Source organism: Micromonospora sp. I033 (assembly GCF_053890995.1).
Genome location: NZ_JBSSLX010000029.1, coordinates 1 through 12,667 on the forward strand (window position 1 = coordinate 1; position 12,667 = coordinate 12,667).

Annotated in this window: 14 protein-coding genes, 2 tRNA genes and 1 pseudogene; 3 read left to right on the forward strand and 14 right to left on the reverse strand. The window is 73.0% G+C overall.

Going from position 1 to position 12,667, the window contains the following annotated elements; all coding sequences use genetic code 11:
- The 7 genes and pseudogenes from ACW0Q9_RS07805 to ACW0Q9_RS07835 form a co-directional block, all read right to left on the reverse strand.
- Positions 1-470, reverse strand: a 470-nt coding sequence (locus ACW0Q9_RS07805) for a hypothetical protein (RefSeq protein WP_456179323.1), incomplete at its 3' end; no start/stop codon positions are given.
- A 77-nt stretch (positions 471-547) separates the two neighbouring features.
- Positions 548-952 (reverse strand): hypothetical protein, encoded by a 405-nt coding sequence (locus tag ACW0Q9_RS07810; protein ID WP_456179325.1) that lies wholly within the window; start codon positions 950-952, stop codon positions 548-550.
- Positions 953-1,015: 63 nt separating this feature from the next.
- Positions 1,016-1,372, reverse strand: coding sequence for a nucleotidyltransferase family protein (locus ACW0Q9_RS07815; RefSeq protein WP_456179375.1), 357 nt, complete (start codon positions 1,370-1,372; stop codon positions 1,016-1,018).
- Positions 1,281-1,610, reverse strand: a pseudogene (locus ACW0Q9_RS07820) (nucleotidyltransferase family protein); the annotation flags it as partial. The pseudogene ACW0Q9_RS07820 and the gene ACW0Q9_RS07815, both read right to left, overlap by 92 nt.
- An 11-nt stretch (positions 1,611-1,621) precedes the next feature.
- A complete protein-coding gene (locus tag ACW0Q9_RS07825) occupies positions 1,622-2,227 on the reverse strand; it encodes a class I SAM-dependent methyltransferase (protein ID WP_456179326.1) in 606 nt (201 codons plus the stop codon).
- 134 nt (positions 2,228-2,361) lie between these two features.
- Positions 2,362-2,805, reverse strand: a complete 444-nt coding sequence (locus ACW0Q9_RS07830; protein WP_456179327.1) for a DUF5990 family protein — start codon at positions 2,803-2,805, stop codon at positions 2,362-2,364.
- Positions 2,806-2,893: 88 nt separating this feature from the next.
- Positions 2,894-3,211: an SbtR family transcriptional regulator gene (locus ACW0Q9_RS07835; protein WP_456179328.1), complete on the reverse strand. Its 318-nt coding sequence runs from the start codon at positions 3,209-3,211 to the stop codon at positions 2,894-2,896.
- Positions 3,212-3,356: 145 nt separating this feature from the next.
- On the opposite strand from ACW0Q9_RS07835, the gene ACW0Q9_RS07840 reads away from it, so the two are divergent.
- The gene (locus ACW0Q9_RS07840) at positions 3,357-3,749 is read left to right on the forward strand and encodes a nuclear transport factor 2 family protein (RefSeq protein ID WP_456179376.1); all 393 of its coding nucleotides are present in this window, start codon (positions 3,357-3,359) and stop codon (positions 3,747-3,749) included.
- Between the two features lie 41 nt (positions 3,750-3,790).
- Here ACW0Q9_RS07840 and ACW0Q9_RS07845 read toward each other — a convergent pair whose 3' ends face one another.
- A complete protein-coding gene (locus tag ACW0Q9_RS07845) occupies positions 3,791-4,099 on the reverse strand; it encodes an inositol monophosphatase family protein (protein WP_456179329.1) in 309 nt (102 codons plus the stop codon).
- Positions 4,100-4,652: 553 nt separating this feature from the next.
- Here ACW0Q9_RS07845 and ACW0Q9_RS07850 point away from each other — a divergent pair.
- The gene (locus ACW0Q9_RS07850; RefSeq protein ID WP_456179331.1) at positions 4,653-5,195 is read left to right on the forward strand and encodes a dihydrofolate reductase family protein; all 543 of its coding nucleotides are present in this window, start codon (positions 4,653-4,655) and stop codon (positions 5,193-5,195) included.
- A 436-nt stretch (positions 5,196-5,631) separates the two neighbouring features.
- Here ACW0Q9_RS07850 and ACW0Q9_RS07855 read toward each other — a convergent pair.
- From ACW0Q9_RS07855 to ACW0Q9_RS07880, 6 genes are all read right to left on the reverse strand, one after another.
- Positions 5,632-5,708, reverse strand: a tRNA-Ile gene (locus tag ACW0Q9_RS07855).
- Positions 5,709-5,837: 129 nt separating this feature from the next.
- Positions 5,838-7,382, reverse strand: a complete 1,545-nt coding sequence (locus tag ACW0Q9_RS07860; protein ID WP_456179332.1) for an insulinase family protein — start codon at positions 7,380-7,382, stop codon at positions 5,838-5,840.
- Positions 7,379-8,317: a hypothetical protein gene (locus ACW0Q9_RS07865; RefSeq protein ID WP_456179334.1), complete on the reverse strand. Its 939-nt coding sequence runs from the start codon at positions 8,315-8,317 to the stop codon at positions 7,379-7,381. Before ACW0Q9_RS07865 ends, ACW0Q9_RS07860 begins: the two co-directional genes overlap by 4 nt.
- A 41-nt stretch (positions 8,318-8,358) precedes the next feature.
- On the reverse strand, positions 8,359-9,600 hold the full coding sequence (locus ACW0Q9_RS07870) for an NAD(P)/FAD-dependent oxidoreductase (protein ID WP_456179335.1): 1,242 nt from the start codon (positions 9,598-9,600) through the stop codon (positions 8,359-8,361).
- Positions 9,590-11,710, reverse strand: a complete 2,121-nt coding sequence (locus tag ACW0Q9_RS07875) for an MMPL family transporter (RefSeq protein ID WP_456179337.1) — start codon at positions 11,708-11,710, stop codon at positions 9,590-9,592. The genes ACW0Q9_RS07870 and ACW0Q9_RS07875 overlap by 11 nt, the downstream gene beginning before the upstream one ends.
- 175 nt (positions 11,711-11,885) lie before the next feature.
- Positions 11,886-11,958, reverse strand: a tRNA-Asn gene (locus ACW0Q9_RS07880).
- A 285-nt stretch (positions 11,959-12,243) separates the two neighbouring features.
- Here ACW0Q9_RS07880 and ACW0Q9_RS07885 point away from each other — a divergent pair.
- Positions 12,244-12,624 (forward strand): hypothetical protein, encoded by a 381-nt coding sequence (locus ACW0Q9_RS07885; protein ID WP_456179338.1) that lies wholly within the window; start codon positions 12,244-12,246, stop codon positions 12,622-12,624.
- The last annotated feature ends 43 nt before the right edge of the window (positions 12,625-12,667 follow it).

Genomic DNA, 12,667 nt, shown 5'->3' on the forward strand with positions numbered 1-12,667 from the left:
GTCGGCGCCCGGCCGCCACGCCGGAAGAACGCGGTCGCCTCCCCCTCGGCGAGACCGAGCCGGCGCTCCACCACCGGAGCGATGACGCTGCCCCCCAGCGCGCTGCCGAGCAGCACGTACCGGCCGCCGACCGCCCGGGCCGGGGCGTCGAACCGTACGCCGGCGTCCGGTCCGCCGGCGGCGGCCGTCGGCGCGGCGCCGAGGGCGGCCAGGTCGGCGTGGAGCAGGTCGGCCGCCGCGCCGAGCCGGGGGTCGAGCCCCAGCCCGGACCAGTCCGCGGCGGCGAGGTCGCGCTCCAGCGGGGCCCACGCGGCGAGCAGCGCGGCGAGCACGGCCGCCAGGTCGGCCCGGGTCCGAATCCCGGCGGGCAAATCCAGGTCGCGTTCCAGCGCCGCATGCTGCTCATGGGTGCCGGCCCGCAGCGCGGCCAGCATCGGCGACACCACCTGCGGCCGTGCGTGATCAGACATCGGGGGCAAGTATGCCCGCCGCCGGCGCCGGCATCCGGCGGCGCCTGAGATTCACGGATCGCTTCAGGCGCCCGCTGTCATCCGTCGCGCCGCGGGGCCTGTCGGCGCCGGCGCAGCCAGCCGGCGGCGCCACTGACCACCGTCGCACCGATCGCGGTGCCGATGGCGACCAGCGCCGCCCCCACCGCCCAGAGCCCGGTGTCGTCGGTCGACGCGGCCCGCGCCGCCCAGACCGCGGTGAAGGCCACGGTCATCACCGGCGCCACCAGCCACGGGCTCCAGAACCAGCCACCCACGGCGGCGATCACGATCAGGGTGAGCACGGCGGCGGCCACCTGCCAGACCGCGTATGGGCCGCTCGTCGCGCCGGTCTCCGGGTCCACCGTGTAGCCGGACTCCCAGCCCAGCCAGGCCCACCAGGCGCCGACCGTCGCCGCGGCCAGGAGCAGGCCGCCGAGCAGGGTACGCGTCGTCTTCGTCACGGCCCCGATCCTGCCGGGTCGCGCCGCCACACGGATGAGCATGCGTACTCGGGTCGCGGATCGCTACGGCGGCAGGATCCGTACCCCGGGCCACCGTCTGGCGGGATCGTGGCGAGCCAGGCGGGCGCGGGACAGCTCGACCGTCACCCTCCGCGGGTTCCGCCGCCATACCCCGTCGAGCAGGTCGTCCAGTCCGAGCGGGGCGCAGACGTGCAGCGTCCCGGCAGCGTCGAGCCGCACGGCGACAGAGGTGGCGGTCTCGGGCCAGGGTCGCCACGGCCTCGGCTGTCGAGCGCAACGCGTCGACCGTGCCGCCACCGAACACGCTGTCGTACCAGGTATGCACGGCGGCCTGGTTGGTGGCCTCCCACGCGATCGCCGGATCGTGGCGTCGCAGCAGCTCGGTCGCGGCGACGTCACCGCTCCGGGTGAGATCGTCGGGATCGAAGAAGGCCACATCGACGTCCCGGACATCGCGTGGGTCGAAGCCGCCGCCGTACCGCCGGCCCCAGACCAGATCCCGGAGGGCACCCGCCCCGACCCACGCGTCCGGTAGACCAGCATCCCGCATGACCAGCAGCACGTGGAGAAACCACGGACATGCCGCGATCAACTCGGCCAACTCGGCCGTCCGGGGGCCGCCCGGCTCAGCGGGCATCCTGACTGCGGTCACTGATCGACCGGCCGTCGCCAGATCGCTTCCCACTGCGTCCACTGCCCAGGTGCGGGCGGTGTGCGTGCGGTGCGGTCGGCCCTGACGGCAAGCAGCGCGGGCCAACCCTCGAACAGCTGCTGGAGTTCCGCCCCGCTGAAGAAGTGGATGTCCAGCCCCTTCTTCGCTCCGGCGGTGTAGCGCACCGTGAACCCTCCATCGGAGCTGCGGTCGGTGACCTCATGGGCCGGCCACACGTCGGTGCCGGTGGCATTGACCCGGAGGCACAACAGGCCGCCGGGCTCGACCCGCCGCTGCGCGGCACGCACATGCCGGTGCGCCTGCTCGCGGTTGCCGTGCTGGAACACCTGGATCCCGATCACGAGCGGCCAGGTCCGGCCGGCCGGCAGGGACTCCAGGTCGCCGTGCCAGAGCCGATCCGCCCGGTCGGGCCGGCGTCGCGCGAGCTGGCGGACCGCCTCGTCGGAGACGTCCAGGCCGAGGACGTCGATCCCGCCGTCGACCAGGGGCAGGAGGTTCCGGCCGTTGCCGCAGCCGACGTACAGGCCGGAGCCGGTGCCTTCCCTGCCGGCGGCCGCGAGGATGTCGTCGACGAAGGCCACCGGTGGCTCGTCGACGTACCGGCCCCGTCGGTACTCCTCGTTCCATGCGTCAGAGGCGGTCTGCGACCCGCCCGTCGCGTCACTGCGCCTCAGCTCCGGCACACCCCGGTCGACATCCCCCTTGCCTTCTTCGTTCACGTCAGCGTCCAGGTGATGCCGGGCGGCCGGACCCGGGCGCAGAGCAGCCCACCCTCGGCGTCGGTCAAGCCGAGCCGGCCGACCAGCACACCGGCACCCTCGTGCCCGGCGCGGAGCCGCTCGGACGGGATGTCACCGAACATGAGCTTCGCCCGGCGGAACATCTCGAAACCACCGTCCGTCACGGCGCCCCAGCTCAGATAGAGGAACCGCGCCCCCACCCGCCCGTGCACCCACGGCCCGCCGACGTCGAGCAACCCGTCCACCTCGCGGCTGGTGACCTCGACCCGCCAGACCGCTTCCCGCGCGTCGGCAGGTATCCGGTCGACCACCTCGGCCTTGCGCTGCATCCCGACGTGGACGTTACGGAGCCGCAGCAGGTCCGCCTCAGCGCCGGCGCGCCGCCCCGGCAGGTCGGTGCCCTCGATCCGGATCAGCATCCCCCGACTCTAGGGCGGGACACCGACGACTCCGCTCCGGATCATGATCGCCCCGCACCGGGCGCAGCTCCGGAGGAACGCGATCTGGCTACTGGCGCTGGTGCGCGGTCAGCCCGTCGAGGATCAACGCCAGCATGGGCTGCGATCGGTCGTCCGGTCCCGCTGCGGCCCGCCAGAGAGCACCGGTGAGCTGGAGGAAGTCACGAGGGTCGGCGTCGGCGCGGATACTGCCGTCGCGTTTGCCCGCGTCGAGCAGTTGGGTGATCGCGGCGATGACCGGACCGTAGGTGTGTTCGCTTATCGACTTGTGCGCACCCGGACTGAGGGCGTCGCCGAGACCAGTCAGCGAACAGGACATGCGGCATCGGGCGTTCACCGATGAGGAGATCGCACAGCTGATAGTCACCGGGCAGCTGGTGGACGCGCCCTCGTTGGCCGCACTGACGCTGTACCGCCTTCGGTCTGCTCGCGGCGGACGGAGCTTACTCGGATTGTCGGAGCCGCTTGGTAGAAGTGCCGCAAGCGTTGTCGTGAGGGGATGGATCGTGGACATGCGCGACGCGGCTACCCGGTGGGCGAACATGTGGACCCACGCCTGGCCCGCGAAGAACGTCGAAGGCATCGTCAGCCTGCAAGCGGAGGACGGCGACCATTGGGCGTCCATGTTCCGCCCCTACCGCGGGCGTGCCGGACTGCGCACCTACGTCCAGGAGTGTTTCGACGAGGAGACCCGCCCGGCTGAGGTGTGGTTCGGCGAGCCGCAGGTCGACGGTGACAGTGCGGCCGTGGAGTACTGGGCGGTGACCTATCCGGATGACCGGCCGCTCACCATCTCCGGCTGCACGCTGCTGCGCTTCAACGACGAGGGTCTGGTGGCCGAGGCCCGCGACTACTCCCATGTCAAGGAGGGCCGCTTCCTGCCGCCTGCCGGCCTGTTCGACTGACGGCCACGACCGACGCCGTGGAGATCGCGTGATCCCGGCGGTCAGGGGCGCGCCGGGTATCGAAGCGCGGTGAGCAACTGACTGTGCAGGTTGGCGTTGGAGTACAGGCCACCGCCTCGATCGCCCGCATGCCCTCCGGTTCGGTCGGTGAAACGGCCGCCCGCCTCCTCGACGAGAAGAATCCATGGCGCGTGGTCCCAGATGTGGTAGCGCTCGACCAGGAAGGCGTCGATTTCGCCACGAACAAGCTCGACGAGCGGGAGGGGGCTTGCCGGTGGGCGGGCCACACCCGGCGGGAGAAGGGGTTTGGCCGCGTCGTCCACAGCATCGAGCCGGGCGTCCGCCAACACCGCGGTGGCGCCGACATCGAGGCGCTTCGATTCGGCCTCTCCAGACGGCTATGTCGCACGCTGAGCGCCGAAGGCCGGCAGAGGGCGCTGGTCCCGATCTTGAAGCCGTCCGTCCGGGTCGGCTGCACCATGCCCGACCTGGATGTTTCCATGGTGGGGCAGGCGCGACTCGAACCCGCGACCGAGGGGCTATGAGATCAAAACGCCCGTCCCGCCGGCCTGAAGGTATGGGGGTCTAGCAGCGGAAACGCCTTCTGACATCTCGCATCACTCCCCCGTCGTGGGTCGACGTCTTGCGGACTGGATGCGGACTGCGGGTCAGGCGGCGCGAAAGCGTCAGTTTGGAAGAGCGCGCTCAACGGGCCGTGAGGCCCGAAATGCCTACCGCCGGCGGCGAGCCGAATGCCGCTCGTGCCCGCTCCTGACCGCTGCACGCCACGGTTACTGGCCTGTGGGTGGCGCGGCCGATCCGATCCGATCCACGATAGCCTCGGCGGTCAGGGGGCGGGCCGGCCAGACAGCGGGACCGAGCGCGTGGTCCTAGTGTCCGTGCATGACCCGGACGCAGTATTTCGTTGCGATGAGCATCGATGGGTACATCGCTGAACCCGCCGAACAGCTTGACTGGCTCTCCCAGTTCAGCAACCTGGAGGGTAAACGGCGGCGCTACGAGCGGTTCTTCGATCAGGTAGGTGCCATCGCGATGGGGGCGCGGTCGTACGAGTTCATCCATCGCCATCACGCCCCCTGGTTCTACGCCGACCGACCTACCTGGGTCTTCACCCATCGCAAGCTGCCGCGCCATGACGGCGCTGACCTACGCTTCACCGACAGCGAGGTGACCGAGGTACACCAGCAGCTTGTCGAAGCGGCGAAGGGAAAGAACGTCTGGATCCTCGGCGGTGCGGAGCTTGCGACCCAGTTCGTGCAGGCCGACCTCGTCGACGAGCTGCACATCGGTGTCGCACCAGTCCTGGTCGGCGCCGGCACCCGACTGCTGCACGCAGCGGCGTACACGCCGTGGGCCTTGGCAGAGACCAACCAGTACGGGTCATTCCTCGCGTTGCGCTACGTCGCGCCCGGCCGGGAGTCCTGACCGCCCGGGTTCAGCCGCGTCGGACAGTGGCAGGCCATCCGTCTCTCGGCGGAAGGTGGCCGCCAGTCTTCGCCCATCCCCCGCACAGGTGCCAAAGACTGCGGCACCCGGCCGGTGTCAAGGGTGGCCGTAGGCCATCGGCGTGCCGACGCGCAGCGCCCTTGACGCGGCCGGGTGGGCCACACTGCGGCCAGTCTGGCAGTGGCCGAGGGCGCCAACGTGAAGGCGGTGCAGCGGATGCTCGGGCACGCCTCGGCCGCCAGGACGCTGTTCGTATACGCCGACCTTTCGAGGACGACCCGGACCAGGTGGCGGAGCGCCTCGACCGGGCGGCGGCTCGCGCTACTGCGGCCTCGTTGCGGACTGACGGCATCGGTCCCGATCTTGACGCCGTCCGCCCGGGTCGTCGGCACCATGCCTGACCTGGATGTTTTCGTGGTGGGGCGGGCGGGACTCGAACCCGCGACCGAGGGATTATGAGTCCCCTGCTCTAACCCGCTGAGCTACCGCCCCGTTACCGCGCCGGATCGTAACCCGTCCGACGGATCACCGGCCATCACCCGACGGGCCAGCGTCAAGATCCGGCCACCACGGTGGGCAACGCGAGGATAACAACGCGCAGCGGCGGCCTCGTGCCCGCTGTCACCGCCCGGGATCCAGCAACACGGCCGACAGCCAGGCGCCGGCGGTGTTGGTGGCCTCCCGGACGGCACGCCGGATCCGGGTGAGTCGCCCGACGACGGACGGCGGCGGTGGAATCTGCTCGGCGTGCCGGGCCGGCATGCCGACGTGACGCTCCGGGGGCACCGCCGCGTCGGCGACGGTGAGGTCCGGCGTCGGCTGGAACAGGTTCGGTTCGACGTGCAGCGTGATGCCGTCCTCGCCGACCAACCGGCGGGCGCCGTCGGGCCAGGCGAGCAGGGCGGCGCATTCGGCGTACCGGACGGTGGAGTGCGCGTCGCCGTAGGTCACGGTGATCCCGTCCGGGCCGATGGTCAGTTCCGCCTCGCCGTCGGTCCCCTGGTGGACGCGGCCCTCGACCGCCTCCTCGGAGGTGGTGGGTGCCGCGGTGAAGCCGGCCCAGTCGGCGGTCAGGCCCTGCGGCACGAGGAGCAGGGCGGAGGCCGCCATCTCACCGGCCACGTCCACGAGGTCGTCGACGGTGACGGCGTCGAGTTCCGCCCGCAGCTCGTCGAGGTCGCGGACGGACTGCCCGGTGAGCAGGTCACGCGCGCACCCGGGCAGGCGGTCGGCGTCCGCGTGCGCGGCGGACAGCGCCTCGCGGTGCCGCGTCACCACCACGTCCCGGTCGGCGGACATGATCCGGCCGACCCGGAGGGCGGCCAGCACGTCGATCACGCCGCCGAGCACGGCGTCCTGCTTGTCCGGCAGCGCGTCGGCCATCGCCCGGACCATGGCGGTGCCGTCGTGCCGGGGCTCGTAACCAGCGGTGACCAGGTAGGACAGCCCGTCCTCCTGCCGCAGCGACCGGAACAGCTCCCGTTCGAGCACGCCGGCGTAGACGGCCCCGGCCGCCCGCCGCCGGACGACCGCGTCGAGGGCGACCAGCCCCGCGCCGGCCGGGAAGTACGCCGGTGTGTCCGGCAACGCCGACGACGGCGTGGGCACCGGTTGCCGCGTTCCGTCGGGCAGCTCCAGCCGCAGCCCGGCCGGCAGGTCGTCGCCGGTGACGAAGAGGACGGCGTTCTGCCGGGTGAACCGGTGGGTGGCCCACTCCCGCAGGTCGTCCTCGGTGAGGCCGGCGAGGCCGTACTCCGGATAGCTGACCAGGCCGTGGTCCCGCGCGCCGTGTCGCCAGAGGGGCAGTTCGTCCAGCCCGGCGCGACCCCGGCCCCGTTGCTCGACCCGCAGGATCTCCCGCTCGACGGCGAGCGCGCGGGCCGACGGCTGGTGCAGGTGGCGGCAGACCGTCGCCAGGAACGTGGTGACCTCGGCCGGTCCGCCGCGGACCACGAAGCTGGTGAACAGGGCGTCGGTCACGCCGTTGGCGTCGTGGTCCAACGGGCCGGACGGGGCGAGCGCCACGTGCTCCAGGAGGTGGGTGACGCCCCGCCGGGCCAGGGTCTCGTCGGCGACGCCGACCCGGAACACCAGCCCGGCCCGGACCGGGCCGGGGGCCGGCGCCAGCAGGGTCGGCACGCCGTCGACGTCGAGCTGCCGGATCATCGGGCGCCGCCCTTCGCGTACGCCTCGGCGCGGGCCTCGGCGAACCAGGCGGCGGAGCCGCCGAAGACGGCGGGGTCGCCGTACGGGTCGAGTGCCTCGAACTGCTCCCGGGCCGCCGGGTGGTCCCCCATCAGGTGGAACACCAGCGCGAAGGTGCTGCGCACGCGCACCCAGCCGATGGTGTGCCGGAAGTCGGGATGCCGCACGGACCGGTCGGCCGCGGCGTGGATCTCGTCGGCCACCTCGGCCGTCCGCAGGTAGTCCCGGAGGCCGCGCAGGTCGTCGTACTCCATGCCGCGCTCGCGGTGTGCCTGGGCGATCAGGACCGCCTGTGGGGCGCCGAGCGGCGCCGCCTCGGTGCGGTCACGGGCGAACGCGTCGACCGCGGCCCAGTCGCCGCCCCACTTCGGGCAGAGCTGTTGCAGCATCTCGGCCTGGGCGGCCAGGTGGTGGGGCTCGTGCCGGGCCAGGCGGTCGTACCGCCGGCGGGTCTCGGCCAGCCCCAGGCTCAGGCCGCGGGACAGCGTGATCCGCTGGGTCCAGGCCGCCACGTCGTCGGGCCACCGCGCCGTCACGTCGATCAGGATCCGTTCGGCGCGCCGCAGGTGGTCATGGAACCGGGCGAACTGGTCTTCGCTGACCCGGGCGGCCGTCGCCCTGGTCCGGATCCGCCAGCCGGTGTGCACGAGGGTCGCCCCGAGCAGGGTCTGGGCGAGTCGGTCCGCCGGCTCGCGCTGGAGCCGCATTTGCAGGAGGCTCTCCGCCCCACCCCAGGCCGCGACGGCACCGACCAGCTGGGTGGCGGTGGCCGCGTCGGCGCCGGCGAAGACCGCGCGCAGCGCCGCCCAGTCGTGGTCGCGGAGCGCCGGGCGCAGCGCCGCCACCTCCGGGTACGCGGCTTCCGCGTCCAGCGTGTGGGGTCTCGGGGGAGGCACGGCGGGATAATAGGTGATCTTCCTGCCGTCGGTTGCCCCGCTCAGCCCGTGGCGCGCAGCTCCGCGAGTACCGCCCCGGCCGCCCGCCAGCCGCTCGCGAGGGCCCCCTGGATGGACGGGCTGTCCCGGTGGTCGCCGGCGACGAAGAGCCCCTCGCCGAGCTCGACCGGCTTGCGCAGCCGGCCCTGCGGCGGCGGCGCGGCGGGCAGCGCGTCCGGCACCGCCACGGTGGTGAGGTGGGTCCAGTCGGCGGTGGGGCGCCCGTAGAGGCGGTCCAGCTCGCGGCGGATCACCGGCTCGGGCGGGGCCTGCGGGCCGACCACCGAGGTGGCCACCAGGTGCTTCCCGGCCGGCGCGTACGTGGGTGCGGCGTTGCTGACCACCACGGTGTTGGCGACCAGTTCCCGCCGCTCCCCGTCGAGGAGCAGGATCGGCTCGGCCAGCGGCGCGGTGTCGGTGCTGTGGTAGTAGGTCGTGTAGCTGTGCGTGCGTACCCGCTGGAGCCGCGGCAGCAGGGTGCCCGCCGCCGGCGGGTCCACGGCGACCACGACGGCGCGGCAGGTGAGTTCGCCGGTCGGGGTGCGGACCTGGCCCGGCGCGACCTCGGCGACGGGGGTGTCCAGGTCGATCAGCTCGGCGGGCAGCGGGCCGGCGACGGCCGCGGGCAGGGCGGCCATGCCGCTGGCGGGCAGCCCGATCCGGCCGCGGGCGAACGCGCGCAGGAGGACGGCGAGCACGTGGCTGGAGGTGGCCAGCTCGCGGTCGAGCAGCACGCCGGAGAGGAACGGCCGGAGCAGTTCCTCGATGAACGCGGCGGAGAGCCCGGCCCGGCGCAGCGCCGACTCGGTGGTGGTCTCGGGCGCGTTGAGCAGCCGGCCCACCGGCAGGGTGGCGCAGCCGGTGGCGAGCGCGGCGAAGCGCAGCCGGTCGGCCAGTGACCCGACGCCGGCGGTGACCGTGGCGGGGGCACCGGCGGGGTCGCGCAGCGGGTTGACCAGGCGGTCCAGCCGGTCGCCGCGGCGGACCAGCACCCCGGAGGTGAACCAGCCCAGGTCGAGGGCGCCGAGGTCGACCAGGCCGCCGAGCCGCGGGTAGGCCGTGTTGAGCACCTGGAAGCCGCGGTCCAGCAGGTAGCCGTCGACCTCGTCGGTGGCGATCCGGCCGCCGAGCCGGTCGGCGGCCTCCAGCAGCCGCCAGGGCACGCCGGCCCGGTGCAGCCGGCGGGCGGCGGCGAGGCCGGCCAGGCCGCCGCCGACGATGACGACGTCGGTGTCAGCGGGCACGCTCCACCTCCGCGCCGGCCCGGTCGCCGTCCCGGTTGGTCCGGGACAGCCGGCCCGGCCACCAGACCTTCGGCCCGATGTCGTACGCGAGCGCGGGCACCAGCAGCGAGCGGACCACGATGGTGTCGAGCAGCACCCCGGCGGCGACCGCCACGCCCAGCTCGACGAGTACCACGAGTGGCAGCACGGCGAGCGCGGAGAAGGTGGCGGCGAGCACGATGCCGGCGGAGGTGATCACGCCGCCGGTGACCGCCAGACCGGTGAGCACGCCGGCGCGGGTGCCGCGCCGGACCGACTCCTCGCGGACCCGGCTCATCAGGAAGATGTTGTAGTCGATGCCGAGGGCGACCAGGAAGACGAACGCGAACAGCGGGAACGACTGGTCGACCCCGGGGAAGTCGAAGAGGTACCGGAAGATCAGCGCGCAGAGGCCGAGGGTGGCCAGGAACGACAGCACCACGGTGGCGATCAGCAGCACCGGGGCGAGCAGGGCCCGCAGCAGCACGGCCAGGATGACCGCGATGACCAGCAGCACCACCGGGATGATGACGTTGCGGTCCCGGGTGGACGCGTCGGCGGTGTCCACGTTGATGGCGGTGAACCCGCCGACCACCGCGTCCGCGCCGGGCACCCGGTGCACCGCCGCGCGCAGCTCGCGGATGGCGCGTTCGGCGCCGTCGCTGTCCGGCGGGTCGGTGAGGGTGGCCTGCAGCTGCACCCGCCCGTCGACCACCTGGGGCGGCCCGGCCGGGCCCTGCTGGCTGAACGGCCGGACCGAGGACACCCCCGGTACGCCCTGCGCCACCTGGGCGACCTGCTGGGCGGCGGCCTGGTTGGTGAAGATGGTGGCGGGGCTGCCGGTGCCGGCCGGGTAGTGGCGGGCGATCACCTCCTGGCCGGCCACCGAGTCGGTGCGCTGGGTGAACAGGTCGGACTGGCCGAGCGTGGTGGCGCCGAGCTGGGTCACGCCGACGGCGAGCGCCGCCAGGGCCACGGCGGTGACGATCCAGACGGTCCGGGCCCGCCGGGCCACGAAGCCCGCGACCCGCCCCCAGATGCCGTGTTCGGTCCGCGGGTCGGCCTGGTCGAACCGGGGTCGCCGGGGCCAGAACGCCCACCGGCCGCCGAGCAGCAGCAGGGCGGGCAGGAAGGTCAGCATCACCAGCAGGGTGGCGGCGATGCCGACGGCGCTGACCGGGCCGAGCGCCCGGTTGGAGTTGAGGCTGGACAGCAGCAGGCAGAGCAGGCTGACGATGACGGTGGCGCCGGACGCGATGATCGCCGGGGCGGCGCCCTTCCAGGCGGCCCGCATGGCGTCCCAGGGCCGCTCGTGCCGGTGCAGTTCCTCCCGGTAGCGGGCGATGAGCAGCAGCGCGTAGTCGGTGCCGGCGCCGAAGACGAGGACGGTGAGGATGCCCTGGGCCTGCCCGTTGAGCTTGATGACGTCGTTCTTCGCCAGGAGGTAGACGCACAGCGCGGCCAGTGAGTACGACATCCCGGCGGCGAGCAGCGGGAAGACCCAGAGCACCGGGCTGCGGTAGACGATCAGCAGGATGACCAGCACCACGACCAGGGTGACCAGCAGCAGCGGCCCGTCGATGGCGGTGAACACCTCGATGAGGTCGGCGAGCAGGCCCGCCGGGCCGGCCACGTCCACGGTGAGCCCGTCCCGGTCGCTGCCGGCGATCTCCCGCAGCTGGTCGACCACCGCGCCGATCTGTTCGCCCTCGGCGGCGTCGATCGGGACGACCACCTGCACGGCCTGCCGGTCCTGGCTGACGATCGGCGGCGGCAGCGGGCCGACCACGCCGGGCAGTTGGGCGAAGCGGGCCGCGTCGGCCTGGACCCGATGCTGGTCGGCCGGGGTGATGCCGGAGGTGCGCTCGTACACGACGAGCGCCGGGGTGGTCTCCCGGTCCACGAAGCCGGCCGCGAGGTCCTGCGCCCGGGTGGCCTCGGCGTCGGCGGGGAGGAAGGCGGCGTTGTCGTTGGTGGCGACGTCGCCGAGCTTGCCGGAGTAGGGCCCGGCGACGCCGCCGACGACGAGCCAGCCCAGCACCACGACGACCGCGATAAGCGTCGCGGTCCAGCGGCTCCGCCCTCCGGCCATCCCATCCACCCTTGAATCGACGCGGCAATCGACGCAGCGCGAGTCTAAGTCGACATCGACCATCCTGCCGGGCGAAGCGGCGCCGGCGGGCGGAAACCGGCACCGCGGCGGGCGGAGGTGCGGCAACGAGAAACGCCCGTCGGCCAGGGGCCGGCGGGCGTCGTGTGGAGCGGAGCTCCCCCGTTTGGACTCGAACCAAAAACCTGCCGGTTAACAGCCGGCTGCTCTGCCAATTGAGCTACGGGGGACCGTAGGTCACCCGGCTGCGGATCTCTCCGCGCCGTGCGACGGGGACAAGAGTACAGGACATCGGGGGGTGGTGCGCCAGGGGGCTACCCCACTTCCCCCGCCCGGTCGGGGGCCGGGCAACCCCATCAAAATACCGGACAAATCGCCATCTCGGCACAGGGAGGTATGAGCCGAGAGCAGGATGGGTAGTTAGCCGCCGACAGAGAACGCAGGCGCGAGAAGGTCGCTCCCGCCCGGGGCACCCGGACGGGATCGGCGGCGCGTCAGGTACGGAAGGAGCCGCCATGCGCGGAAAGATCATGTTTCTTGGCGGGCTGGCTGCGGGATTCGTCCTGGGCGCCCGTGCCGGTCGGGAGAAGTACGAGGAGCTGGTGGTCCGGGGCCGCAAGGTGCTCGACCACCCGACCGTCCAGGAGGCGGCGGGTGTCGCGCAGGCTCAGGCGACCCGGCTCTACTCGGAGGGCAAGGACAAGCTGGGGCAGACCAAGCTCGGCGAGAAGCTGGGCACCGGCAACGGCAGCAAGCAGGGGCTGACCGAGGCCGACAAGCCGTTCGCCGGCACGCCGGCCGCCGTCGGCGCCAAGTCCGGCTCGACCGGCACGGGCTCGACCAGCGCGACCGGGTCGTCGACCACCAGGTCGTCCGGCACGAGCACCAACCTCTGACGCCAACCGGGCAGCGGGCCGGTCGCCATCGGGCGACCGGCCC